The organism is Aliiroseovarius sp. F47248L (assembly GCF_023016085.1).
Classification (GTDB): Bacteria; Pseudomonadota; Alphaproteobacteria; order Rhodobacterales; family Rhodobacteraceae; genus Aliiroseovarius.
In genome coordinates, this window is sequence record NZ_JALKBF010000001.1 from 508,534 (window position 1) to 532,003 (window position 23,470).

The window sequence follows — 23,470 nt, forward strand, 5'->3', positions numbered from 1 at the left end:
CTGTTACGTCAACGGGTCATCCCGGCCTTGATCTTTGACAAGTCAGGCCGACTCGCGTCAACTTGTTTGCAAGACAATATAACAGGGGGTTCCCAATGATTACGCGTTTCATGACAACTGCTGCGGTATTGGCCGTAACAGCTGGTTCGGCGGCGGCGGACTATACGTTGACCGTTCTTCATACCAACGACTTCCATGCTCGGTTCGAACCGATCAGCAAATACGATAGCGGCTGCTCGGCCGAGGATAATACGGCGGGCGAGTGTTTTGGCGGGTCAGCTCGTTTGGTCAGCGCCATCGCCGATGCGCGCGCGCGTTCAAACAACTCGATCCTTGTGGATGGGGGTGATCAGTTCCAGGGCACGCTGTTCTATACTTATTACAAGGGCAAGCTTGCCGCCGAGATGATGAACAAGATGGGTTATGACGCGATGACCGTGGGCAACCACGAGTTTGACGACGGCCCGGAGGTTTTGCGCGGTTTCATGGATGCCGTAGACTTCCCGGTGCTGATGTCAAACGCCGATGTTTCTGGGGAAGAGCTGCTGGCCGACAAACTGGCGAAATCCACCATTATTGAACGTGGCGGCGAGAAGTTGGGCCTGATTGGTCTGACTCCACAAAACACCGATGAACTGGCGTCGCCCGGTCCGAACATCATCTTCACTGATCCCGTGGAAGCGGTTCAGGGTGAAGTGGACAAGTTGACGGCGGAGGGCGTGAACAAGATTATCGTTCTGAGCCACTCGGGATATCGCATCGACCAATTGGTCGCTGAGAAAACTACGGGTGTAGACGTTATCGTTGGCGGACATACGAACACGCTTCTGTCGAACACGAACGAGCGTGCGGAAGGTCCTTATCCCACGATGGTTGGAAGCACGGCAATCGTGTCCGCCTATGCTTACGGAAAGTTCCTGGGAGAGCTGAACGTGACCTTCGATGATGATGGTAACATCACCGAAGCCACCGGCGAACCGATCATTATGGACGGAGCTGTGGCCGAGGATGAGGCAACCGTCGCCCGCATCACCGAAGCCGCAGCGCCACTTGAAGAGATCCGCAACAAGGTCGTCGCAACGACCAGCGAAGCGATTGAAGGGTCCCGCGATGTATGTCGCCACATGGAATGTGCAATGGGGAACCTTGTTGCCGACGCCATGCTGGATCGGGTGAAGGATCAGGGCATCCAGATTGCGCTGGCCAATTCCGGCGGGCTTCGCGCCTCGATTGATGTCGGTGAAGTGACGCAGGGCGAAGTTTTGACGGTGCTTCCGTTCCAGAACACGCTGTCCACGTTCTACGTGTCCGGTGCCACTTTGAAAGACGCGCTGGAAAACGGGATGGGCCAGTTCGATGACCCCGAGAATGACGGTCGTTTCCCGCAAGTTGCAGGGATGAAGTACGTGGTTGAAACGGGCAATGCCACGGGCGAACGCGTGGTAGAGGTCATGGTTGACATGAACGGAACGTGGGAGGCTTTGGACCCCGACAAGATGTATGGTGTTGTGTCCAACAACTATGTTCGCAACGGCGGTGATGGGTACAAGATGTTCCGTGACGCCGAAAACGCCTATGACTTTGGGCCGGACCTTGCGGATGTGACGGCCGAGTTTCTGGCCGCCAATGCGCCCTATCAGCCCTATACAGATGGCCGCATCACGTTGAAATAAAAAGATAGAAGCTCGGATGCCCCCGCTGGAAATCCCGGCGGGGGCTTTGCATTCTTGCTTGGTTTGTTGGGCAGGCTATGCTCATCACATGGATCATCCGCTTTTTGACCTTATTGACCAAAGAATACGTGATGCTCAGGCGTCGGGTGAGTTTGATAATCTGGCTGGTGCCGGGAAGCCTTTGCCAAACGTCGATGATCGAGAGAATGCGTTGATTAACCGGTTGGTCCGAGACAGCAACGCCGTGCCGGAAATTGTCAGCCTGTCACGCGAATTGCGCCGACTGCGAGATGAGTTGGCGGCCACGGGTGATAACACGCGCCGCCGCGACATCATGAAGGACTTGTCATTGATGGAGGCGCGGATTGCTATGGCGCGAAAGGCGTATCGCTAGAAGTCTGAGGAAAGATAGCTAGCGGGAAGGCTAAGCGCGCCCGTATGTCCATCGATCTGTCGCCGCCGCAATGCGAGCCCCGAAACGGCGCGCGGTCTCAAGATCGTCTTGTGGGAGGTCGTCATCCTGCCCCAATTGCTCGGTGACCATCAGCCCTAGCCAGCTTCCATCACGATTGGCGCCCAGGCGATCAGGCTTCACAGGCGCACCGATTTCGGAGAGCCCGACCCAGATCATACCCATCTGGGCTGCGAAAATGGACAACCTTTGTAACGTCGCCAGTTTATCGCCCGAGGGGTGGATGGCCGTCGTGAAACCCGCGCCGATCTTGTCGACCCATTTGCCATGCTCCCAGCGCGTGTCGACCTCTTCCAAAAACTGACTGAAGCGTGCGGCGGCGGACCCCATGTAAGTCGGTGCGCCGAATACGATGGCATCCGACGCATCCAGCGTTAGCCAATCGGCGTCGGTCATCGCCGCGACATCAATCAACTGGGCGGGCGGACCAATACCTTGCGCAATGGCCTGTGCTATGCGCTGCGTGTGCCCAAAGCCAGAGAAATAGGGGATACAGATGATCGGGTTCGTCATTCTGCCAACATGCTGCAATCGTGTAGATTGTCAATTTGGTAGATTTGACACCCGGCAATTGGAATGGCGGAGCGATTGACCCGTAGGGGGCGCGGGGCTAATCCATGCGCAGTGTCAGGAGGATAGAATGTACGTCTGGAACCACCTTGCCCAAGCCATCTCATGCGCGTCGGACGGGCGCCACGAAGCGACATTCCTGACGGATGCGCGCAGCGACAGGGTGATTACCTATGGTGATTTTTGGGCCAATGCGGAACGAATGGCCGCAGCACTGGTGGCGCTGGGCGTGCAGCCCGGAGATCGCGTGGCCGTGCAGGCTCCGAAAGAACCTGCCATGCTGGAACTTTATGTGGGCACCGTGCTTGCCGGTGGCGTGTTTCTGCCCCTGAACACGGCTTATACCCCTGATGAAGTGGGTTTTTTTCTTGGCGATGCCACGCCCCGCGTATTTGTCTGTGATCCGATCAATCAGGAGTCCTTGAAAAAAGTGGCGCGAGACGCCGATGTAGCGCAGGTTTTGACCTTGGGCAGGGATGAGGTTGGCACTCTCGTGTCAGCACGAGACGGGCAGAAACCGGGGTTTCGGGCCGTGCCGCGCGATGCACTGGACTTGGCGGCGATCCTCTATACCTCTGGCACGACGGGGCGGTCGAAAGGGGCAATGTTGACGCATCGGGCGCTGGCTTCGAACAGCGAAACTTTGCGCGATTACTGGCGGTTTACCGAACAAGACGTGCTGATTCATGCGCTGCCGATTTTTCATACTCATGGGCTTTTTGTCGCGACCAACGTGACCTTGATGGCAGGTGGGGCCGCGATATTTATGCCCGGCTTCGACACTGCCGCAGTGATCGAAGCGATGCCAAAGGCAACCACGTTGATGGGGGTGCCGACGTTCTATACCCGGCTGCTGAAAGATGATCGACTGGCCGAGGCATCGCGCAATATGCGCCTGTTCATCTCGGGCTCGGCCCCTTTGTTGGCGGATACGCATGATCAGTGGCGCGCGGTCACGGGACACGCGATCCTTGAGCGCTACGGAATGACCGAGACCAACATGAACACCTCGAACCCCTATGAAGGTGAGCGGCGCGCAGGAACGGTTGGTCTCCCGTTGCCCGGTGTCGAGGTGAAGCTTTGTGACCCGGAGACGGGGGCAGAGTTGCCCAACGGCGAGATTGGCGTTCTGGAGGTGCGGGGCGACAACGTGTTTGCAGGCTATTGGCAGATGCCCGAGAAAACGGCCGAAGAGCTTCGCGAGGATGGTTGGTTTATCACTGGCGACCTCGCCATGATTGACGCGGATGGTTATGTGACGATCGTTGGGCGTGGTAAGGATCTGATCATCACAGGCGGCTTCAACGTCTATCCGAAAGAGGTGGAAAGTGTGATAGACGATCTTGCCGGTGTCGTGGAAAGCGCAGTGATCGGCGTGCCACATGACGATTTTGGCGAAGCCGTGGTGGCGGTTGTTGTCCTTGAGCCTGAGGCTACCTTGGATGAGGCTGGAATTCTTGCAGGGATCTCTCGGCGCCTTGCAAAGTTTAAGCAGCCCAAGCGCGTCATTGTGGTTGATGCGTTACCGCGCAATACCATGGGCAAGGTGCAGAAGAATATTATGCGTGCGGACTACGCTGAACTGTTCAGGCGGTAGGGGCGTTGCCCCTCTTGGCTGCGCCAATTCACCCCAGGATGTTTAAGGCCAGAAGAAACCCAGAAGGTCAGGCGGCCGGTGGGCCGTCTTTTAACCGATAACCGAGGATGGCTGGGTAGAGATAGTTGCGCCTCAAACCCGGTAACGGGAAGCGCGGCAAAGCGCGCGTGTGAACAGGCAAAGCCGAGGATCGCCCCAGCGCCATATCCGCCAATCGTGCCCCCACCCACGTACCCATAGCGACCCCATTGCCGTGATAGTTCATGCCTGCCCAAGCGTTTTCCCAATCACCGATGGGCCCTGCATAGGGCAGAAGGTCGCGCGACAGGCTGATGAGGCCGGACCAGAAAAACGGGGTTTCAACGTTGGACCAGGCCGGAAATAATGCGGCGAGGTCTCGACGCATGCGCGCTCGCATCGCCGCTTGGCCGTGTGTACTTGCCCGGATGTTACCCCGCGCGCCGAACAGGAACCGGCGGTCTGGCAGCAGGCGGAAATAGTGCAACAGGTGTCGGCTGTCATAGGCCATCAGGTCGGTGGTCCAGCCTTGCGCAGAGATTTCGTCGTCAGACAAGGGGCGGGTGACCAGAATGTTGGATTGCAGCGGAAGATAGCGACCCGTGAGCCAGTCGGGTAGGCCGTCGGTGCCATATCCATTGGTGGCAAGGATCAGTTTCTTGGCCGTCAGGTGCCCGTTTAGCGTGACCAGCTTGTAGCTGCCATCCGTCCGCGTGATCGACTGGACCGAGCTGTGCGCATGAATGTGGGCACCTGCATTTCCAGCCGCATGCGCAAGCCCAGTCACGTATTTTCCGGGATTGAGCGCGAAGCCCAAAGGCACATGAAGTCCGCCATAAAAGGCACCCGACATGCCGTGGCTTACAAGATCTTGGTGTGGGATCAAAGTGGCGTTGATCCCGTGATCTGCCCATTGTTCCCGCTCGGCCTGCAAGGCGTGAAGCATGTCGGGGCGATGGGCCAGTTGCATCTCGCCGTCTGAATGGGTGTCGGCGTCGATATTGTGGGTTGTGATCAGATTTTTCACAAGGTCGATGGCACCACGCTGGGCCTTGAAGTAAGCTTGCGCCGCGTTCGCGCCATATTTCTTTTGGATGGTCGAGGGGGTCAACTTGTCGCCACCGATACAGCAAAACCCACCGTTGCGGCCAGAGGCCCCCCAGCCGGGTACATGCGCTTCCAGCAGGGTAACATCAACACCGGACTTGGCCAGATGTAAGGCCGCAGACAAGCCAGTATAGCCGCCGCCGATTATGGCAACATCTGTTGTTGTTTCGCCAATCAATGCGGGCCAGTTCTGGTCTGGCAGGGGCCAGATACATTCCGCCCGCGCCGCATCGGAATAGGCTAAGTCTTCATAGATGCGGCGGTGCATTACCCTAGAGTCGACCGAGATAGGCGCGGTATTCGATCTGGCTAATCTCGTTCGTCAACTGATCGATTTCATCCAATCGGACGGCGGAATAGATATCGCGGAAACGCGCGCCAAAAATGTCCGCTGCGATGTCGGATTGCGAGAAGCGATCGACAGCGCGGATCCAATCTGCAGTCAGACGCGGGGCGGTTTCTGCATTCGGATCGTCCAACGGCAAGGGCAGGTCCGGTGTCGTCTCCAACCCGTGCATAATGCCACCCAGAATAGCGGTGATGACCAGATAGGGGTTCACATCTGCGCCAGCGATCCGATGTTCCAGCCTAGCACCGGGCCCCGAGATCTCGGGCAGTCGGACGCCAGCGGCGCGATTGTCGTATCCCCAATCTGGGGCCGATGGGGCAAAACTCATCGGGCGATAACGGCGATAGGAGTTGAGATGCGGAGCGAAGATGGCTTGCAAATCACGCATTGTATCTAGCGTGCCACCCACGGCTGCGCGCAGCGTTTCAGAAGCCTGCCCACTGCCATCGTCAAAAATGTTTTTACCATTCTTATCAACAATGGACGCGTGCAAATGCATCCCGTTGCCAGGGAAATTTGCATAGGGCTTGGCCATGAATGTAGCCTCTAACCCGTGATTTCGCGCAACACCCCGCACCAACCGCTTGAACAGAAGAGCCGTATCCGCGGCCTTCATCACATCGTCTGTGTGGTGGAAATTAACCTCGAACTGGCCGGGGCCGTATTCGGCAATCAGCGTGTCGGTCGCAATACCCTGAATGGCAGAGATTTCCAGAATGTCATCCAGAACATCCTGCGTGCGTTCCAACACCTCAAGATCATAGTTCTGTGCGTCCGGGCTGCGGTCAGGCGGGGTTGGCGCCTCGTCTTCATTTTGGCGCGGTTGGATCAGATAAAACTCCAACTCGCTGGCAAGAACGGGATGCCAACCTTTGTCATGGAACCGGTCGACCATGTTTGAGAGCAACTTTCGCGACGATAACTCGCTGATCTTGTTGGTGTCGGGGTCCAGCATTTCAACTTGGACCTGTGCCATGTTGCCCTTGGCCCATGGTACGGGTTTAAGCGATCCCGGGATCGGAACAATGCGTCCATCCGGGTCACCCACGACAATGCCTAACCCTGTTTCGGACACCTCGGCCCCGAGGATATTCGGTACATAGGTGGAATGGGGCAGTCGCACTGCTCCGTCCGTTAGTTTCTGTTCGTCGTCTCCGGGCAACCATTTGCCCCGAAGAACCGCGTTGATGTCACAGAGCATCAGCTCAAGTCTGTCTGGCCGACCATGGGTGTCGCAATACCTGGCGTATTCTTCAAGGAAACTGCTCATTGGATGGCCTCTTGTTCGTCTTTCTGACGTTTGGCAATAGATCGTTTCGACGTGAGGGATGCACCAATCACGCCAATCGTCACCAAACCGATCATGATTGTAGACAGGGCGTTGATTTCCGGGCTGACCCCCAAGCGCACCGCCGAGAAGATCTTGATCGGTAGAGTGGTCGAACTTGGTCCGGAGGTGAACGACGCAATCACAAGGTCATCCAGTGACAGGGTAAACGCCAGCAGCCATCCCGAAACAACGGCCGGCATGATGATGGGCAGGGTGACAAGGCGAAACGCCTCGAACGCGGTGCAGCCCAGATCAAGCGCGGCTTCCTCCAGCGATTGATCGAAAGTGACAAGGCGCGATGAGACCACGACTGACACAAAACACATCGAGAAAGTGGTGTGCGCCAGCACGATGGTCAAAACCCCGCGGTCCAACCCGATCGAGATGAAGAGCAGAAGCAGCGACAGGCCGGTGATGACTTCGGGCATCACAAGCGGTGCATAGATCATACCGGAGAACACGGTACGACCGGGGAAGCGGCCCGCACGCACCATCACATACGCTGCCATCGTCCCCAGCACCGTGGCAATGGACGATGACATCACTGCGACTTTCAAGGTGACCCATGCGGCATCCAGAAACGCCTCGTTTCGGAACAGCTCACCATACCATTTGGTCGAAAACCCGGACCAGACGGTTACAAGTTTGCCCGCGTTGAACGAATAGGTGATCAGGATCATCATCGGGATGTAAAGAAACGCAAATCCAAGCGTCAGAGACACCGCATTGAACCATGACAGACGCCTCATTTCTCGGCCTCCCGTTGCTTTTCTTCGTTACGCTGAAACAGGACGATGGGGATGATCAGCAACAAAAGCAGGATGACAGCCACGGCCGAAGCCACGGGCCAGTCGCGGTTCGAGAAGAACTCTTCCCAAAGCACTTTGCCGATCATCAGTGTTTTCGACCCGCCCAGCAGGGCCGGGATCACGAATTCACCCATTGCGGGGATAAACACAAGGAACGAACCTGCTATGATGCCTTGCTTGGACAGAGGAAACGTCACCAGCCAGAAGGCGGTGAAGCGAGAGCACCCCAAATCCTCTGCCGCTTCCAACAGACTTTCATCCATCCGCTCGAGCGCTGAATAGATAGGCAGCACCATAAAGGGCAGATAGGTGTAGACGATGCCGATATAGACAGCGAGGTTGGTGTTCAGGATGATCAGCGGCTCGTTGATAATCCCCAGATACATCAAAAGTTGGTTCAGCAGACCCTCGTTCGACAGGATCGCTTTCCACGAATAAACGCGGATCAGAAAGCTTGTCCAGAACGGCAGAATAATCAACATCATCAGGGTGGGGCGCCATTCGTCAGGCGCTCGGCTCATCCCATAGGCAATGGGGTAGCCAACCATCAGGGTCAGAATGGTCGAGATGATGGCGATCTTCAGGCTGGAAAGATAGGCCTTCCAGTAAAGATCATCGCTGGCGAGCCACCAGAAGTTTTCCATATCCAACCCGGCCCACCACTCTTTCAGGCCCGCCCAACCTTCGGACAGGTCAAGCGTGGGAGTGTAGGGGGGGATCGATAGTGCGGTATCCGACAAGCTGATCTTCAAAACAATCAGGAACGGAACCAAAAACAGGGCAAGAAGCCACAGGTATGGGACAGAGATCAGAGCGAAGCGTTTCATTTGTCCAGCACCACGCCTGCTGTATCAGTAAAACTTAGCCAGACCTTGTCTTCCCATGTGATTTGACGGCGGTGTATACGGCGCGTGTTAGCGATCTGCGCCTTGATATTTTCGCCTGTCGAGGTTTCGATCACATAGGTGGACATGTTGCCCAGATAAGCTATGTCCAAAACCTTGCCCTTGATCACGTTGGTCTGATCCTTTGGGCGCGAGGTATAGATATTTAGCTTTTCCGGGCGCACCGCTAGTGTCGCTGCACTTCCAACGGGAAGGTCCAGATGCGAAATGCCGGTCAGCTCGGGTTGTCCTTCCGCCCAACTGATCGAGGCATGACCGTCGCCGGTCTTGGTGACATTTCCCTTGACCAGGTTTACGTCGCCAATGAAATCCGCGACATAAATCGACTTTGGTTCTTCATAAATCTTGGACGGCGTGTCGACTTGAATGATCTTGCCGTGGTCCATGACGGCAATGCGGCTGGCAACGGTCATCGCCTCTTCCTGATCATGGGTCACGATCACGAAGGTTGTGCCGGTCTTTTCCTGAATATCCATCAGTTCGAACTGTGTATCTTGCCGCAGCTTCTTGTCCAATGCGCCAAGAGGTTCGTCCAGCAACAAGAGCTTGGGGGCTTTGGCGAGCGACCGTGCCAAGGCAACACGTTGGCGTTGACCGCCGGAAATCTGGTGCGGTTTGCGATTGGCAAACCTGTTCAACTGCACAAGGGTCAGCATTTCTTCGACCCGTGCAGCGATTTGGTCTTTCGGTTTCTTGTCGCGTTTCAGACCGAACGCAATATTTTCGGCCACCGACAGGTGGGGAAACAGCGCATAGCTTTGGAACATCATGTTCACGGCGCGCTTGTTAGGGGGAATGGCGGCGATATTCTGGCCGTCAATCAGGATGGCACCTTCGGTCGGCGTTTCGAACCCGGCCAGCATCCGCATCATTGTGGTTTTGCCGCAACCAGACGGTCCTAACAGCGCAAAGAATTCCTGTGCGTAGATGTCGATTGAAAGGTCGTCGATCGCAGTAAAGTCACCCCAGCGTTTGGTGACATTCTGAAACTGGATCAAGGGCTTGGCCTGGGCGTCTTCCCATGGTGCGAAAACAGAAACCGGTGCAGTTGCGGCGTCAGACATAATAACCTCGGGTGGGTAAAAGGTAACGCCCCCCACATGAGAAGATCATGCAGGGGGCGCGAAAGCTCTTGTTTTAGGTGCCCGATTTGATCTTGGTCCAAAGACGCGTGGCAACGCGCTGCACCTTGGTCGGATAGGCTTTCTTCACATAGGTGTTCGCCATGGCTTCCTCAGTCGGATAGATGGCCGGGTCACCGATGACATCTTCCGCCAGAAATTCTTGCGAAGCCTTGTTGCCATTGGCGTAGTAGACATAGTTTGAAGCCGCTGCCATGTTCTGCGCATCCAGAATGAAATTCAGGAACTTGTGTGCGCCGTCCGGGTTTGGAGCGTCGGCGGGAATGGCCATCTGGTCAAACCACATCAGCGCACCTTCTTTCGGTGCGTTGTAGGCAATTTCAACTCCATTGTCGGCTTCTGCCGCGCGGTCGCGGGCTTGCAGGACGTCGCCTGACCATCCGAAGGCGACGCAGATATCGCCATTCGCCAGTGCGTTGATATATTCCGAGCTGTGGAACTTCTGAATGAATGGTGCGACCGGGCCCAGCACCTCTTCGGCGCGGGCGATCACGTCGGGGTCCTGACTGTTCGGGTCTTCGCCCAAATAGGTCAGGGCTGCCGGGATCACCTCGTCAGGTGCATCCAGAATGTGCACTCCACAGGCCGCCAGTTTTTCCATGTTGGCTGGGTCAAAGATCAACGAAAGGCTGTCGATCGGTGCATCGTCACCAAGAACTTCTTTTACCTTGCCGACATTTACACCCAGACCAGTGGTGCCCCACATGTAGTTGATCGAATAGGCGTTGTCGGGGTCGAACTGTGCTGTACGCTCGGCGATGACATCCCAGAGGTTGCCAGCATTCGGCAGTTTCGAGCTATCCAAAGTTTGAAACACACCGGCAGAGATTTGTCGTTCCATGAAAGACGCGGTGGGGACGACAACATCGTAACCCGACCCGCCAGCCAGCATCTTGGTTTCAAGAACCTCGTTGGAATCAAACACGTCATAAATGAGTTCAATTCCGGTCTCTTCTTCAAATTTCGCAAGCAGGTCCTCGTCGATGTAATCCGACCAGTTATAAACGCGCACTTCCTCAGCGGTGGCGGCGGTTGCCCCCAGTGCCAGTGCGACACCCAACATTACCCAAGTTTTTTTCATTTGCAGCTTCTCCCTGTTTGAGGCCGAAGCCCCGATTTGCAACATTTGATCAAAAAAATGCCATTTGCGCAATATGGTAATATTGCTGATAGCATAGTAGATTGCTTTCAAAGATTATCTTTGCAGCCGGAATTGGCAAAACAATTGTGATAAAGGGGGCGCACGTGTCCGAAAAACCCGCGAAACTACCGGATCACCAACGTGTTTACCGCAAATTGCGAGAAATGATTCTGTTTGGCGAGCTCGCTCCGGGTCAACCTGTCACCATTCAGGGGTTGGTTCAGGTGCTGGATGTCGGCATGACCCCGGTGCGCGAAGCGATCCGGAGACTAACTTCGGAAGGGGCGTTGATCTTTAAGGGCAACCGCCGAGTGTCAGTGCCGCAACCCGATATGGCGCAGTGGGATGAGATTGCATTCGCACGTCTGAGCATCGAACCAGAGTTGGCTCGTTTGGCTGCGAAAAATATCGGGCAGGCTGAGCTTGAGCGCTTGGTTAAGTATGATGATATGCTGAATGCGGCGATCGACCGTGGTGACGTGCGCGGGTATCTGGAACACAATTATCGCTTCCATGCCTATTTGTATGATCTGGCGGATTCCGAAGTTCTGTCATCCATCGCGAACATGTTGTGGCTGCGCGCTGGTCCGTCACTTCGCGTTGTTTTGGGGCGCTATGGCACTGCCAACCTGCCCGACAAACATGCCGAAGCGTTGGAGGCGCTGCGATCCGGCGACGCAGATCGGGTCGCCGGTGCCGTTCGTGGTGATATTGAACAGGGAATCGCTCAGGTTCGGGAAACTCTGATGACCGAGAAGATTTGATCAGATTGCGGTCCCGCCGTTGACAGCGGAAATTTTGATCATATTCTGACCGCAGCTTTTTGCAAGGCCGTGGCACAAACTGATTCCATGCCCGAACTTTGCGCTGGACTGTTTCTAGGAGTTCCCGAAATGAACAAGATCACAAACCACCTTCCCACCGCTGAGCTACAAGCGATCGACGCCGCCCATCACATGCATCCTTTCACCACAGATGATGAGTTGAAAAAGAAAGGCGTCCGCGTCATCACGTCTGCCGAAGGGGTCTGGCTGACCGACAGCGAAGGCGAACGGATCCTTGATGCGATGGCGGGCCTGTGGTGCATGAACATCGGATATGGGCGCAGCGAAATGGCGGATGTGGCCGCGCGCCAAATTCGCGAGCTTCCATTCTACAACACCTTCTTCCAGACAACCCATGTACCCGCCATTGCCTTGGCCCAGAAACTGGCCGAACTGGCACCGGGCGATCTGAACCACGTGTTCTTCGCCAATGGTGGATCGGATGCAAATGACACCAACATCCGTATGGTGCGCACGTATTGGGCCGAAAAAGGCCAGCCCGAGCGCCAAGTGATCATTTCGCGCTGGAACGCCTATCACGGATCAACCATTGGCGGCACCTCGCTGGGTGGTATGAAGGGGATGCACGAGCAAGGCAGCCTGCCGATTCCGGGCATCGAGTTCATTGATCAACCTCACTGGTATGCCGAAGGTGGCGATACTGATCCCGAGGCGTTTGGCTTGGAACGCGCCCAACAATTGGAAGCCAAGATCAAAGAAGTCGGCCCTGACAAAGTCGCTGCCTTCATCGGCGAGCCAATTCAGGGCGCAGGCGGTGTGATCGTCGCACCTGAAGGTTATTGGGCCGAGATTCAGCGCATCTGTAAGAAATACGATATTCTGTTGATTGCGGACGAAGTCATCACAGGCTTTGGTCGTACCGGCAACTGGTTTGGCTGCCAAACGCTGAACATCCAGCCGGACATCATGACCGTCGCAAAGGGGCTGAGCTCTGGTTATGTCCCGATCGGTGCATCAATCGTATCCGATAAAGTTGCCAAGGTTCTGGCTGCGACAGAGTTCAATCACGGTTATACCTATTCGGGTCACCCGGTCGCCTGTGCTTTGGCCTTGGAAAACCTGCGCATTCTGGAAGAAGAGGGCATCATTGACCGCGTTCGCAATGAAACCGCGCCTTACCTGGCCGAGAAGTGGCATGCTCTGGCTGATCACCCGATGGTCGGAGAAACCAAGATCGTCGGCATGATGGGATCGCTTGCGCTGACACCGGATAAGGCTAAGCGCGCACCATTTGCAGCGGATGCCGGGACCGTTGGCTACATCACGCGAGAACGCTGTTTTGCGAACAATCTGGTCATGCGTCACACGGGCGACCGGATGATCATTTCGCCCCCGCTGGTGATCAACAAAGCCGAGATTGAAATCTTTATCGAACGCGCCCGCAAATCGTTGGACGAGGCGTATGAGATCGTAAAAGAAAAAGGTCTGCTGGTTGCAGGCTGATCACAAACGGGCCGGGGCATTCCCGGCCCGATTTTCATGAGGTTTCAATGGATCTTTTGACCGCCAACGACAAGCACGGTGAATACCCGCAGTCTTGGTATGCTGCCACAGCCGTTGCGCCCGGACCCTATCCGGCGGCGGCGGGTGATTTGGCCTGCGATGTTTGCATCATCGGGGGTGGGTTCACGGGGCTGTCGGCGGCCCTTCATCTGGCCGAGCGTGGTTATGATGTGGTGCTGCTTGAAGCACAGCGTGTGGGCTTCGGGGCTTCAGGTCGCAATGGCGGGCAGGTTGGCACCGGACAACGGCTGGAACAGGACGCGCTGGAGAAGATGGTTGGGCGCGATGACGCCCGCAAGCTCTGGGATATATCCTTAGAAAGTGTCCAACTGGTGCGCGATATCGTCGCCAAACACGCGCCCGATGCCGGGTTCACCGACGGTATTCTGCACGCCATGCATCGGCCCCGTTATGTGCCCGATGATCACGCCTATGTTCGTAAGCTGAACGAGGAATATGGCTATGACCTGATCCGCTCAGTTGACAGGGATGAGATGCGCACATTGTGCGGATCGCCCGCCTATAGCGGCGGTTCACTGGACATGGGGGGCGGACACACCCATCCGCTTCGTTTGGCTTTCGGGATGGCGCGTGCCGCAGATGCTGCTGGGGTCCGGATATTCGAAACCAGTCGCGTGACGGGTGTGACGGATGGCCCGAAGGTGGTCGTTGATACAGACGAGTCGTGGATCACAGCCAGCCATGTCCTGTGGGCCTGCAACGGGTATCTTGGCCATGCAGAAGGTAACGTCGCCGCGCGTGTCATGCCTATCAACAACTACATCCTCGCGACCGAACCGCTAGATGACAGCTTTGCCAAGACGCTGATCCGCGACAGGCACGCCGTCGCCGACAGCAAGTTCGTGATCAACTATTTCCGCCTGTCGGAAGACAACCGGATGCTGTTTGGCGGGGCGGAAAGCTATGGCTACCGCTTCCCAAAAGACATTGTGAAACTGGTGTCAAAACCGATGTTGGAAATCTACCCGCAACTCAAGGACACCCAGATTGACTATGCGTGGGGCGGCACGTTGGGGATTACCTTGAACAGAATGCCCCATTTTGCTCGGCTTCAGGGCAACGTATTATCTGCGTCGGGCTATTCTGGTCATGGGGTGGCGATGGCAATCTTGGGTGGCAAGATGGCGGCCGAGGCCATTGCCGGTCAAGCCGAGAGGTTCGATCTGATGGCATCCGTGCCGACGCCGCGCTTCCCCGGGGGGGTCGCAATGCGCTGGCCGCTTCTGGTTGCGGCAATGTTCTGGTTTTCCCTGCGCGACAAGTTCTAACGGGATGCACCACCGACATCGCCCGGTGCCACGGCGACCGATTTTGCCACCGCAAAAACCGTGACACCGGGGTGTAAATCCATCGCTTTGACAGAGCGTTTCGTTACACGCGCCAATACACGTCCCGCAGCGGTATCAAGCGAGATGACGGCGCCCGGTCCATCGCTTGCCTGGATGTCTGCGATGGTGCCTGGCAAGATGTTCAGCGCCGACATGCCCTTAGGCCGGGAGTTCGACAAAATTACATCCTGCGCTGCGATGCGCAGACGCAGTTTTTCCCCGACAGCGCGATCAACATACGGTAAAAGAAAGGGCAGGCCGCCCGCCTCAAGTTCGGTCAAATCGTCGGGGTGATGGGCCGTCACCCGCGCTTCGATTACGGCGCCGATGTCACGCACACCACCAGGCCTGAAACTGGGATCGCCCAGTACCTCGGCAGCGGTTCCTTGACGAACCACCGTGCCCGCCTCCAGTGCCACTACAGTGGTTGCCAGTCGCGCAACCTCGGTCGCCGCATGGGTGACATAGAGGATTGGGACATCGCTTTCGTCGCGCAACCGTTCGAAATATGGAAGGATTTCGCCTTTGCGGGCATCGTCCAGGGCGGCCAGTGGTTCGTCTGCCAAGATCAGTTTTGGGCGCGCCAACAGTGCGCGTCCGATTGCGACACGCTGCGTCTCACCACCCGACAGACGGGCGGGACGTCGGGGCAAGAGCGGGCCGATGCCCAACATTTCAACTACGCGATCAAAAGCAAGTTGGTTTTTGGCCTGTCCTGTAACCCACCGGGCGTAGTCCAGATTGCGTGCGACGCTCATGTGTGGAAACAAGCGAGCATCCTGAAAGATGTATCCGAGTTGCCGTTTATGTGCGGGCAGGTGCAGGTTCTGCGCGCTGTCCATCAACACCTGATCCCCAACGACGATGCGCCCAGATGCTGAACGGCGAAGCCCCGCAACGGCATCAATGACCGATGTTTTGCCCGACCCCGACGTGCCGAACAGTACGGTCAGACCAGCGGGCACGTTGAACTTAACATCTAGCGTGAAGTTTTCCATCGCCTGTTGCAGATGGACGGACAGAACGGTCGTTGTCATGCGCCTTCCATCCGTTTGGAAATACGTCGCGCAAAGATCTCGGATAGGATCAGCGCGGCCATGGCCACAACAATTGAAACGATGACCAAACGCATCGCTTGTATTTCGCCACCTGGAACTTGCAAAAAACTATATATGGCCGAAGGAAGCGTCTGGGTTTGACCCGGAATGTTCGACACAAACGTGATTGTCGCCCCAAACTCGCCCATCGCTTTGGCAAATCCAAGGATCGTTCCTGTTAAAACACCAGGCAGGGCAAGTGGCAGGGTGACGGTGGCAAAGACATGCAAGTGGCTGGCACCAAGGGTCGCAGCAGCTTGCTCCAACCGCTGGTCAACCGCTTCGATGGACAGGCGGATCGCCCGCACCATCAAGGGAAACCCCATGATCGCAGCAGCAAGCGCAGCACCCGTCCATTGAAAAGCAATCCCCATGCCGACAGACTCAAGCAATCGTCCACCGGGGCCATTTACACCAAACACCAGCAAAAGCAGATAGCCGGTGACGACCGGGGGCAGGATCAGGGGCAGGTGCACCAACCCGTTGGCGAACTGCTTGCCTGGAAACTTCCACCGCGCCAAGGCGTGCGAAACAAAGATGGCTGGCGGAAGGGACAGAAGAGTCGCCCAAAACGCCACCTTCAAGGACAGCGCGACCGCCTGCCATTCCTGCGGACCAAGCCAGTCAGTCATGACCCATCCAACGTGATGAAGCCATGATGTTCAAAGATCGCTATCGCAGCGTCCTGCTGTAGCCAAATTAGAAAGTCACGCGCCGTGTCTGCGTTGTCGCCGGCAACAGCAGCGGCGGGATATTGAATGGCAGGGTGGCTGTCGGCAGGAAACGCCATTTCCACCTGCACCCTAAGTTCGGCTTTCGCATCACTCTCATAGACAATCCCAAGGGGTGTTTGCCTAAGCGCCACAAGCGCCAGTGCTGCGCGAACATTGTCAGTTTGTGCAACAAGTGGTGCGACGGCTTCCCATTGGCCCAATGTCTCAAGCGCCGCCTTGCCATATATCCCGGCAGGAACGGCTTCAACCAGACCCATCGCCAAGCGACGACCGCCCAGGTATCCGGCAAGGTTGGATAGTTCGTCGGGGGTAAGTGGCGTTTCTCCGTTCGGCGCAACAAGCACCAATGTGTTGCTTAGAAATTCAACGCGCGTGTCGGGAATGATTTGTCCGTTGTCTTCCAGAACATCCATCCAATCGGCGTTGGCCGAGATGAAAACATCCGCCGGGGCGCCCAGCGAAATCTGGCGCGCCAACACCGATGATCCTGCATAAGACCGGCTGACTTTGTGGCCAGTCTGAATTTCGTACTCTAAGACGGCAGAATCCAGCGCCTCTTTCAGGCTTGCAGCGGCAAAGACGGTGATTTCATCTGCTTGTGCTGGAGACGGGCTGATACAGGCCACAAAGGCCGTTGCTGAAAAGACCAGCATGGCGACGCTGCGACACAGCAAACTGATGTATGAAAAGATGCGAGAGGCAAACATGATCGTTGTGCAGATAACGACATGCGGGCGAAAGCAGCAAGGCCTTTTGCTGCAACGGATCAGGCGCAAGGGTCGTGGCAATTCCGCCCCATGCGCCTGATCGTGGTGTTATTCCGCCGCGTCGCGTTTTGGCAAAACCCAGTCGGGGCGCACGAAGTGACAGGTGTATCCGTTGGGAATACGCTCAAGATAGTCCTGATGCTCTGGCTCGGCTTCCCAGAAGTCGCTGACGGGTTCGACTTCGGTCACGACTTTTCCGGGCCACAGGCCAGAAGCGTCCACGTCAGCGATTGTATCCATGGCTTCGGCTTTTTGCGCGTCATCCACGTAGTAGATCGCCGACCGATATGACGGGCCGGTGTCATTGCCTTGTCGCATGGGCGTGGTGGGATCATGGATCTGGAAGAAAAATTCCAGCAGCCGACGAAAGGATATCTTCGCAGGGTCAAAAATGATCTCGATTCCTTCGGCGTGGGTGCCGTGGTTGCGATAGGTCGCATTTGGCACATCACCGCCTGTATATCCCACACGGGTCGAAATCACGCCGGGCAGTTTGCGGATCAAATCCTGCATGCCCCAAAAACATCCGCCTGCCAGAACCGCTCGTTCGTGTGTCATCAGATATCCTCCACTTGGTTAAGATAGGCACCATAGCCTTCCGCTTCCATTGCATCGCGATGCACAAACCGGAGTGAAGCCGAATTGATGCAATATCGCAGACCACCCCGGTCCGTCGGCCCATCCGGGAACACGTGACCCAGGTGGCTGTCGCCATGGGTTGATCGAACCTCAGTCCGTACCATGCCCAAGGTCGCGTCTTGTAACTCCTTGATGTGGGCGGTTTCGATCGGTTTTGTAAAACTAGGCCACCCGCAACCGCTTTCATATTTATCCGAGGATGCAAACAAGGGCTCGCCCGAGACGATATCGACATAGATTCCAGGTTCTTTGTTGCCAAGATATTCGCCACTACCGGGTCTCTCCGTACCGTTTTCCTGTGTCACGCGATACTGTTCCGGTGACAGTTTGGCGATGGCGTCAGCGGATTTTTCATATGTGCTCACTTCATTACCCCCTTTGGCATTGCAGATCAGTCTCTAGATGGGGATTGTACATCTAATTTTCCATGGGTCAGCGATCGTCGAACCGGTAGGCACGCATCGTAAGCTGAATAGAGGTTTAGCTGATATTTGTCTTGCGGAGATCGGCGCTCAACCCTCACGCGACTGGTGGCGCGGGCTTGGGCACCGGATATAGCAGGGGTTCTTGAAAAACATGCTGGAGGCGAGTACCGGAATCGAACCGGTGTACACGGATTTGCAATCCGGAAAATTTCGTTGATTTCAAAGGGAAAAATTGTAAACGGACTTGTTTCGTTCAGGGTCACTTTTCAATAGGTTACGAGGCCCAAGTAAACGGTTTTTCACAGTCTCCCGCTCTGGCGAAAGGGCAAAGAAAAACCGCTGAGGGGGCGGCCACCCACCTCAACGGCATAGAAGAATATTTCCGTCTCCAAACATATGGCATTTTCGGTCTGACCTCAACCCAATTGGCGGTGAGATCATGAGCTGGCGTATCGCAAATGAATGCGCCGAGCGCCGCTTTGGCAGCGCTGCGCGCAAGCAGATCATCATGTTCCTCGCCGACAAGGCGAGCGATGACGGCTCGGGCATCTGGTGCTCCAAGGGGACGATCCAGCGCCACACAGAGCTTAGCGAGAGCACGGTGAAGCGCACCATCATCGACTTTCTGCGCGAAGGCATTCTGATCGAGACGGGGCGGCGGCACTGCAAGAATGGCTACACCGTCATTTACCGCATCGTTCTTGAGCGCGTAGCCGCGCTCGAACCCACGGCCGAGCCCGATATTGAGACGGGGGTCACTGTGAACCCCGTCCAGCCTGAACCCGGTACGGGGTCCACGGTGAACGGGGTACGGGGTTCACGGTGGACCCCAAACCATCCTAAAACCATCCATAAACCACCTACGCGCAGGCGCGAGGCGGCGGAGGAGGTTGAAGATCTTGAAGCTGAGAAGATCTTGTCGGCCTATCCCGAAGACAGGATCCGAGACCGGCGAACCAGTCTGCGTCTGATCTCAGCGGCTGTGAAGGCCGGTGTGACGCCCTATGACCTGCTGCAGGCGGTCAAAGCCTATGCCAAGGAAAGCGAAGGCTTCACGCGCAGCAAGGTCTGTTTCTCGGATAACTGGTTCAAGATGCGCCGGTGGGAGAAGGGACTTGCCCAGGTACAGGCGGACCGCGAGAAGGCACGAGAGGCCGAAGCCAAAGGCCGTGCGAGCCTTGCCGAGTGGATCCACGAGCGCCATCCATTGTGCCGCCACATCACAAACCGACAGATCGAGGACTTGATCGCGTCAGAGCTGGTGACGCCCGAACAGGTTCGCGCTGCGGGGCTGCAGGCGTGAGTGTCGTTGTGCAATTTGAGATATGCCTTTCCATATCTCAGAAACGGCATTGTTTCTTGAGATAAGGCTGATGATGAGGTTTCGAATATGATGCTCAGATCATACCCGCTCTTTATGGTGCATAGATCATATTGACAATTTATGACTTAGAGGTCATATGTGGCGACAGGAGAACCGCAATGAAGCACCTCGTTCGTACATCAAAAAACTTGGGCCACGCAATTCGCGAAGCTCGAAAGGCAAAGAACCTTACCCAAAAGGAACTCGCCTCGATGAGCGGTGTCTGGCAAGAGACAATTTCCAAAATCGAGAACGGCAGCGGCGGAACCAAGCTGGAAACGGTATTCGATTTGATCGCGGCCTTGGAGCTCGAAATTACGGTGACCGAGCGCAGCAAAGGCGTATCAGACGGGCTTGAGGACATCTTCTGACATGGGCCGCAAGCGCAGCTACATACCGCTGAAAGTTTTCCTGAACGCGCGGCTCGTGGGTCAATTGGTGCGTGAGCCCTCGGGCGGCGTCAGTTTCGCCTATGCACGAGATTGGCTCGATTGGGAGCACCGGATGCCGGTGTCGCTATCGTTGCCATTGCGGGAAAACCGGTACAGCGGCACGCCTGTGATGGCCGTCTTTGACAACCTGTTGCCTGACAGTGACCTCATCCGCCGAAGGGTCGCGGAACGCGTGGGGGCCGAGGGCGTAGATGCCTTCAGCATGCTGTCACAAATTGGACGCGACTGTGTTGGAGCGCTGCAGTTTCTGCCTGATGGGCAAGAGCCCCAGCCATTGTCCGAGTTAACTGGAGAACCTGTTGACGAGGAACAGATCGGGGCCATTTTGAGCGACCTCGACCTCGCGCCACTGGGTATCCGCCGCGAGAATGACTTCCGAATTTCAGTAGCTGGCGCACAGGAAAAAACGGCCCTTCTTCGCAAAGACGGCCAGTGGATTGAGCCAACCGGCACAACGCCAACCACCCACATCATCAAGCCCCAAATCGGCAGGCTACCCAACGGCATGGACCTGTCCGACAGCGTTGAAAACGAATACTTGTGCCTGAAGCTGATGGAAGCGTTTGGGCTTAGAGCTGCGAATGTCGAAATGGCTCAGTTTGGCGACAAGAAAGCCTTGGTGGTTGAGCGTTTTGACCGGCGCTGGACGTCTGATGGCCGCTTGATCCGTTTGCCGCAGGAGGACTGCTGCCAAGCGCTATCTGTTGTGCCCACGCAAAAGTACCAGAACGAGGGCGGCCCAGGTATCTCAGATATCATGGAACTCTTGTTGGGGAGTGATGATCCCAACAATGATCGGTACGATTTTTTCAAAGCGAATGTCCTGTTCTGGCTGCTGGGCGCGACAGACGGGCATGGTAAGAACTTCAGCGTCAGTCTTTTGCCCGGAGGGCGTTTTCACATGACGCCACTGTACGACGTTCTGACGGTGCAACCGACAGTCGACGCCCGGCAGATCGAGCGGAAATACTTCAAGCTCGCTATGAACTTCGGCAACTCGAACCACTACAAAGTGGCGAACATCCTGGGCCGCCACATCGTGGAGACCGGCGTGCAATCCGGCTTGTCCCGCGCAGTCGTGCAGGGCCTGTTCGAAGAACTACAGGAGACCTCGCACGCGATCGTTGAGGCCACGTTCAATCAGCTGCCAGAGGGTTTTTCAGAGGCGTTGCTTGCCTCGATCGACGGGGCTTTGAAATCGAGGCTGCACCTGTTGAGTTAATGCTCACAAATAGGGTTGCGCCAAAATATCTACCTTAATCCATGCGTGAATCGCAGAGCAATATTGGGCACAGAAACGGCATGAACTGGGCGCATCGACGAACAGGTTGATGTTATCGCTTTTTCGGTGATCGATCTGTAGCATCAGCGCTTTACTCCTGCCTAAACCGAGCTCGTCCTTTGGTGAGAGGTTTCACCAATTTCGGAAGATCTTCATTTTATGAACGAACTGTTGGTTGCATTTACGTTTATTTCGATTATTTCGAGTAGGATGCAGGATCCCATCGCGTGAAAAGGAAAGAACCCATGATGATCCAAGCAAAAGAAACGTTCTCAGAACGTTTGCCGGATCAGGTCGAAATTGAAAATGCCGACAGTCTTCGCCGCATCCTTGCCTCGCAGGTGAAGGGTGATGAGGCGGTTGAGCTTCGGCTGGCATTTGGCGAGAAGCAGATTGAATCTGTGACGTTGGCCCCAGCCCTCGCGGCATCCTTGATGGAGTTGTTGCGGTTGGTTTCAAGCGGCAGAGGGTTCCGGATGATCCCTGTGGATGCAGAGCTGACGACCCAGCAAGCGGCCGATTTGTTGAACATGTCGCGCCCACACCTGGTGAAACTTCTAGAAGACGGGGAAATCGCCTTCTTCAAAACAGGTCGGCATCGTCGTGTGAAAGCAGCAGATCTGTTTGAATACAAAAAGAAACGCGACACTGATCGTTCTGACGCGCTGTCTGACCTCGCGGCGATGGACATGGAGGGCGATCTTTTGTGAGTGACTATGCCGACCGATTGCCCGATTTAAGCTGTTGTGAGTCCGACGTCAGCCGCCTTCCGAACAACTGTCCAGCTGGGGCAGGAGGCATGCTATTGGGTGATTTTTGAAAATAGTTCAATCGCCGATGCCTGAGCCGTCTTGGTCAAGTCTGAGAAATCCTCGCGAACAGTTAAGCCCGAAAGGATGCCCTGCGCGAGCGCAGGGCTCATCTGTTCAGCAACATTTTTTGCAAGCCCCACTTCCTTGGGAAAAGCTGAAAGAGCATTGACGACATAGTCGTCGCCGAAGACTTTCTGAACCGCTGCAATGTCGAACATATCACGTGGCTGCAGGTTCCACCCCCTGTGGAAAACTTTCTTGGCAATAATTTCGCTTGGGTTTTCAAGCAGAATTTGATGGCCGTTGACCTCGGTTGTGGTGGCATAGCCGTCGGTGAGCCAGCCGCAGCAAATGACATCGATCTCGCCGACCTCGTCAAAAACGATCTTTAGAGACTGCGTGCCGTCAGAGGCATAGCTGCTGGGACGCAGGTCGAGGGCGAAGTCTTGCGTTTCTGGGTTCATAAACGGCATGAGCTGAGGATCATCGACGAAGAGGTCGATGTCATGGCTTTCGCGGTGATCGATCTGTAGCATCAGAGCGGTACCCCCACCCAACGTCCAACGATCGATGATGAGTGCGTCTTTGTTTGCCTGTTCAATGATGGAAATGGCGATGTCGAAGAGATCGCTCCAGCGACTCGGGGAAGGCGCATTCATCCTGAGGTGCTTAAACTGCGAGAGGGATGGAGTTTGCGCACTGGGTCTGAAGATAGGCAGCGACAGTCTTCGCCCCATCTTCCACGCCCATCTCCTTCACAAAGTCCAACTGAAGGTCGGGCTTAACCTCTGTAAAGAAAGAAAAAACCGGGCCAAAAGCCTCTTTCATCGCGTCTAAGTTGGACACGCAGCTGGCGAGTTGATGTGCAGAAAGGTTCGCGCCATAAGGCGCGTTCACAGTTCCCAATACCTTGGAAGCCACTGCGGACACTTCTGCTTTCTCCTTTTCTCTGGCTATGTAGATAGCTGTTTTTCCCTAATTTTGCAATAAGGCAGAGCGCTCGCGCACAGTATGTGGTCTTAAGCGCGGCTTAGAAGCTTCTTTAAAGCAGGGCAGGCTGGGAGTGCTGCCATAAAGGCTTGTAACGCC

General features: G+C 55.9%; 23 protein-coding genes. 10 read left to right on the plus strand and 13 right to left on the minus strand.

From position 1 onward, the window contains the following. The first annotated feature begins 95 nt into the window (after positions 1 to 95). Positions 96 to 1,673 carry a bifunctional metallophosphatase/5'-nucleotidase gene (locus tag MWU51_RS02565; protein ID WP_247034336.1) on the plus strand — a complete coding sequence of 526 codons (1,578 nt, stop codon included), beginning with the start codon at positions 96 to 98 and terminating at the stop codon, positions 1,671 to 1,673. An 88-nt stretch (positions 1,674 to 1,761) separates the two neighbouring features. Next, the gene (locus MWU51_RS02570; protein ID WP_247034338.1) at positions 1,762 to 2,067 is read left to right on the plus strand and encodes a DUF1992 domain-containing protein; all 306 of its coding nucleotides are present in this window, start codon (positions 1,762 to 1,764) and stop codon (positions 2,065 to 2,067) included. A 30-nt stretch (positions 2,068 to 2,097) separates the two neighbouring features. Here MWU51_RS02570 and MWU51_RS02575 read toward each other — a convergent pair whose 3' ends face one another. Next, on the minus strand, positions 2,098 to 2,658 hold the full coding sequence (locus tag MWU51_RS02575) for a flavodoxin family protein (protein ID WP_247034340.1): 561 nt from the start codon (positions 2,656 to 2,658) through the stop codon (positions 2,098 to 2,100). Positions 2,659 to 2,785: 127 nt separating this feature from the next. On the opposite strand from MWU51_RS02575, the gene MWU51_RS02580 reads away from it, so the two are divergent. Further along, positions 2,786 to 4,312, plus strand: a complete 1,527-nt coding sequence (locus MWU51_RS02580) for a malonyl-CoA synthase (protein ID WP_247034343.1) — start codon at positions 2,786 to 2,788, stop codon at positions 4,310 to 4,312. Positions 4,313 to 4,379: 67 nt separating this feature from the next. On the opposite strand, the gene MWU51_RS02585 is transcribed toward MWU51_RS02580, so the two are convergent. The 6 genes from MWU51_RS02585 to MWU51_RS02610 all read right to left on the minus strand — a co-directional run bounded on the left by MWU51_RS02585 (position 4,380) and on the right by MWU51_RS02610 (position 11,053). Next, positions 4,380 to 5,705 carry an FAD-binding oxidoreductase gene (locus MWU51_RS02585; protein ID WP_247034344.1) on the minus strand — a complete coding sequence of 442 codons (1,326 nt, stop codon included), beginning with the start codon at positions 5,703 to 5,705 and terminating at the stop codon, positions 4,380 to 4,382. Between the two features lie 4 nt (positions 5,706 to 5,709). Next, the gene (locus MWU51_RS02590; protein WP_247034346.1) at positions 5,710 to 7,056 is read right to left on the minus strand and encodes a glutamine synthetase family protein; all 1,347 of its coding nucleotides are present in this window, start codon (positions 7,054 to 7,056) and stop codon (positions 5,710 to 5,712) included. Continuing rightward, entirely contained in the window at positions 7,053 to 7,865 is an 813-nt protein-coding gene (locus tag MWU51_RS02595; protein WP_247034348.1) for an ABC transporter permease, read from the minus strand. Before MWU51_RS02595 ends, MWU51_RS02590 begins: the two co-directional genes overlap by 4 nt. Then, positions 7,862 to 8,752: an ABC transporter permease subunit gene (locus tag MWU51_RS02600; RefSeq protein WP_247034350.1), complete on the minus strand. Its 891-nt coding sequence runs from the start codon at positions 8,750 to 8,752 to the stop codon at positions 7,862 to 7,864. Before MWU51_RS02600 ends, MWU51_RS02595 begins: the two co-directional genes overlap by 4 nt. Further along, positions 8,749 to 9,894, minus strand: a complete 1,146-nt coding sequence (locus MWU51_RS02605) for an ABC transporter ATP-binding protein (RefSeq protein ID WP_247034352.1) — start codon at positions 9,892 to 9,894, stop codon at positions 8,749 to 8,751. Before MWU51_RS02605 ends, MWU51_RS02600 begins: the two co-directional genes overlap by 4 nt. Positions 9,895 to 9,967: 73 nt before the next feature. After that, entirely contained in the window at positions 9,968 to 11,053 is a 1,086-nt protein-coding gene (locus MWU51_RS02610; RefSeq protein ID WP_247034354.1) for a polyamine ABC transporter substrate-binding protein, read from the minus strand. Positions 11,054 to 11,217: 164 nt separating this feature from the next. Here MWU51_RS02610 and MWU51_RS02615 point away from each other — a divergent pair, with 164 nt between their 5' ends. From MWU51_RS02615 to MWU51_RS02625, 3 genes are all read left to right on the plus strand, one after another. Then, on the plus strand, positions 11,218 to 11,877 hold the full coding sequence (locus tag MWU51_RS02615) for a GntR family transcriptional regulator (protein WP_247034363.1): 660 nt from the start codon (positions 11,218 to 11,220) through the stop codon (positions 11,875 to 11,877). A 129-nt stretch (positions 11,878 to 12,006) separates the two neighbouring features. After that, positions 12,007 to 13,401, plus strand: a complete 1,395-nt coding sequence (locus MWU51_RS02620; RefSeq protein WP_247034365.1) for an aspartate aminotransferase family protein — start codon at positions 12,007 to 12,009, stop codon at positions 13,399 to 13,401. A 47-nt stretch (positions 13,402 to 13,448) separates the two neighbouring features. Then, positions 13,449 to 14,750: an FAD-binding oxidoreductase gene (locus MWU51_RS02625; protein ID WP_247034373.1), complete on the plus strand. Its 1,302-nt coding sequence runs from the start codon at positions 13,449 to 13,451 to the stop codon at positions 14,748 to 14,750. Here MWU51_RS02625 and modC read toward each other — a convergent pair. From modC to msrB, 5 genes are all read right to left on the minus strand, one after another. Beyond that, positions 14,747 to 15,847 carry a molybdenum ABC transporter ATP-binding protein gene (modC, locus tag MWU51_RS02630; RefSeq protein ID WP_247034380.1) on the minus strand — a complete coding sequence of 367 codons (1,101 nt, stop codon included), beginning with the start codon at positions 15,845 to 15,847 and terminating at the stop codon, positions 14,747 to 14,749. The genes MWU51_RS02625 and modC overlap by 4 nt on opposite strands. Beyond that, positions 15,844 to 16,539, minus strand: a complete 696-nt coding sequence (modB, locus tag MWU51_RS02635; protein ID WP_247034403.1) for a molybdate ABC transporter permease subunit — start codon at positions 16,537 to 16,539, stop codon at positions 15,844 to 15,846. The genes modC and modB overlap by 4 nt, the downstream gene beginning before the upstream one ends. Next, entirely contained in the window at positions 16,536 to 17,294 is a 759-nt protein-coding gene (gene modA, locus MWU51_RS02640; protein WP_247034405.1) for a molybdate ABC transporter substrate-binding protein, read from the minus strand. The genes modB and modA overlap by 4 nt, the downstream gene beginning before the upstream one ends. 162 nt (positions 17,295 to 17,456) lie before the next feature. Continuing rightward, the gene (gene msrA, locus MWU51_RS02645; protein WP_247034414.1) at positions 17,457 to 17,966 is read right to left on the minus strand and encodes a peptide-methionine (S)-S-oxide reductase MsrA; all 510 of its coding nucleotides are present in this window, start codon (positions 17,964 to 17,966) and stop codon (positions 17,457 to 17,459) included. Continuing rightward, positions 17,966 to 18,412, minus strand: a complete 447-nt coding sequence (gene msrB / locus MWU51_RS02650) for a peptide-methionine (R)-S-oxide reductase MsrB (protein WP_247034416.1) — start codon at positions 18,410 to 18,412, stop codon at positions 17,966 to 17,968. The genes msrA and msrB overlap by 1 nt, the downstream gene beginning before the upstream one ends. A 499-nt stretch (positions 18,413 to 18,911) precedes the next feature. Between msrB and MWU51_RS02655 the strand changes: the two genes are divergently transcribed. The 4 genes from MWU51_RS02655 to MWU51_RS02670 all read left to right on the plus strand — a co-directional run bounded on the left by MWU51_RS02655 (position 18,912) and on the right by MWU51_RS02670 (position 22,279). Next, a complete protein-coding gene (locus MWU51_RS02655) occupies positions 18,912 to 19,775 on the plus strand; it encodes a hypothetical protein (protein WP_247034418.1) in 864 nt (287 codons plus the stop codon). A gap of 179 nt (positions 19,776 to 19,954) precedes the next feature. Continuing rightward, complete coding sequence (locus MWU51_RS02660; RefSeq protein ID WP_247034420.1) at positions 19,955 to 20,206, plus strand: helix-turn-helix transcriptional regulator; 252 nt, start codon at positions 19,955 to 19,957, stop codon at positions 20,204 to 20,206. Between the two features lies 1 nt (position 20,207). Beyond that, entirely contained in the window at positions 20,208 to 21,509 is a 1,302-nt protein-coding gene (locus MWU51_RS02665; RefSeq protein WP_247034422.1) for a type II toxin-antitoxin system HipA family toxin, read from the plus strand. A 305-nt stretch (positions 21,510 to 21,814) separates the two neighbouring features. Further along, positions 21,815 to 22,279 carry a helix-turn-helix domain-containing protein gene (locus tag MWU51_RS02670; RefSeq protein WP_247034428.1) on the plus strand — a complete coding sequence of 155 codons (465 nt, stop codon included), beginning with the start codon at positions 21,815 to 21,817 and terminating at the stop codon, positions 22,277 to 22,279. A 92-nt stretch (positions 22,280 to 22,371) separates the two neighbouring features. Here the strand turns inward: MWU51_RS02670 and MWU51_RS02675 are convergent, their stop codons facing one another. Further along, positions 22,372 to 23,118, minus strand: a complete 747-nt coding sequence (locus MWU51_RS02675; RefSeq protein ID WP_247034435.1) for a nucleotidyl transferase AbiEii/AbiGii toxin family protein — start codon at positions 23,116 to 23,118, stop codon at positions 22,372 to 22,374. Between the last annotated feature and the right edge of the window lie 352 nt (positions 23,119 to 23,470).

What these genes read in the sequence shown, in the direction of transcription:
- MWU51_RS02585 (WP_247034344.1), bottom strand. Translation starts at nt 5,705, where the DNA reads ATGCACCGCCGCATCTATGAAGACTTAGCCTATTCCGATGCGGCGCGG.
- MWU51_RS02565 (WP_247034336.1), top strand. Translation starts at nt 96, where the DNA reads ATGATTACGCGTTTCATGACAACTGCTGCGGTATTGGCCGTAACAGCT.
- MWU51_RS02570 (WP_247034338.1), top strand. Translation starts at nt 1,762, where the DNA reads ATGGATCATCCGCTTTTTGACCTTATTGACCAAAGAATACGTGATGCT.
- MWU51_RS02575 (WP_247034340.1), bottom strand. Translation starts at nt 2,658, where the DNA reads ATGACGAACCCGATCATCTGTATCCCCTATTTCTCTGGCTTTGGGCAC.
- MWU51_RS02670 (WP_247034428.1), top strand. Translation starts at nt 21,815, where the DNA reads ATGATGATCCAAGCAAAAGAAACGTTCTCAGAACGTTTGCCGGATCAG.
- MWU51_RS02605 (WP_247034352.1), bottom strand. Translation starts at nt 9,894, where the DNA reads ATGTCTGACGCCGCAACTGCACCGGTTTCTGTTTTCGCACCATGGGAA.
- MWU51_RS02660 (WP_247034420.1), top strand. Translation starts at nt 19,955, where the DNA reads ATGAAGCACCTCGTTCGTACATCAAAAAACTTGGGCCACGCAATTCGC.
- MWU51_RS02600 (WP_247034350.1), bottom strand. Translation starts at nt 8,752, where the DNA reads ATGAAACGCTTCGCTCTGATCTCTGTCCCATACCTGTGGCTTCTTGCC.
- MWU51_RS02620 (WP_247034365.1), top strand. Translation starts at nt 12,007, where the DNA reads ATGAACAAGATCACAAACCACCTTCCCACCGCTGAGCTACAAGCGATC.
- MWU51_RS02655 (WP_247034418.1), top strand. Translation starts at nt 18,912, where the DNA reads ATGAGCTGGCGTATCGCAAATGAATGCGCCGAGCGCCGCTTTGGCAGC.
- modC (WP_247034380.1), bottom strand. Translation starts at nt 15,847, where the DNA reads ATGACAACGACCGTTCTGTCCGTCCATCTGCAACAGGCGATGGAAAAC.
- msrA (WP_247034414.1), bottom strand. Translation starts at nt 17,966, where the DNA reads ATGACACACGAACGAGCGGTTCTGGCAGGCGGATGTTTTTGGGGCATG.
- MWU51_RS02610 (WP_247034354.1), bottom strand. Translation starts at nt 11,053, where the DNA reads ATGAAAAAAACTTGGGTAATGTTGGGTGTCGCACTGGCACTGGGGGCA.
- modA (WP_247034405.1), bottom strand. Translation starts at nt 17,294, where the DNA reads ATGCTGGTCTTTTCAGCAACGGCCTTTGTGGCCTGTATCAGCCCGTCT.
- MWU51_RS02580 (WP_247034343.1), top strand. Translation starts at nt 2,786, where the DNA reads ATGTACGTCTGGAACCACCTTGCCCAAGCCATCTCATGCGCGTCGGAC.
- MWU51_RS02590 (WP_247034346.1), bottom strand. Translation starts at nt 7,056, where the DNA reads ATGAGCAGTTTCCTTGAAGAATACGCCAGGTATTGCGACACCCATGGT.
- modB (WP_247034403.1), bottom strand. Translation starts at nt 16,539, where the DNA reads ATGACTGACTGGCTTGGTCCGCAGGAATGGCAGGCGGTCGCGCTGTCC.
- MWU51_RS02675 (WP_247034435.1), bottom strand. Translation starts at nt 23,118, where the DNA reads ATGGGGCGAAGACTGTCGCTGCCTATCTTCAGACCCAGTGCGCAAACT.
- MWU51_RS02665 (WP_247034422.1), top strand. Translation starts at nt 20,208, where the DNA reads ATGGGCCGCAAGCGCAGCTACATACCGCTGAAAGTTTTCCTGAACGCG.
- MWU51_RS02625 (WP_247034373.1), top strand. Translation starts at nt 13,449, where the DNA reads ATGGATCTTTTGACCGCCAACGACAAGCACGGTGAATACCCGCAGTCT.
- MWU51_RS02595 (WP_247034348.1), bottom strand. Translation starts at nt 7,865, where the DNA reads ATGAGGCGTCTGTCATGGTTCAATGCGGTGTCTCTGACGCTTGGATTT.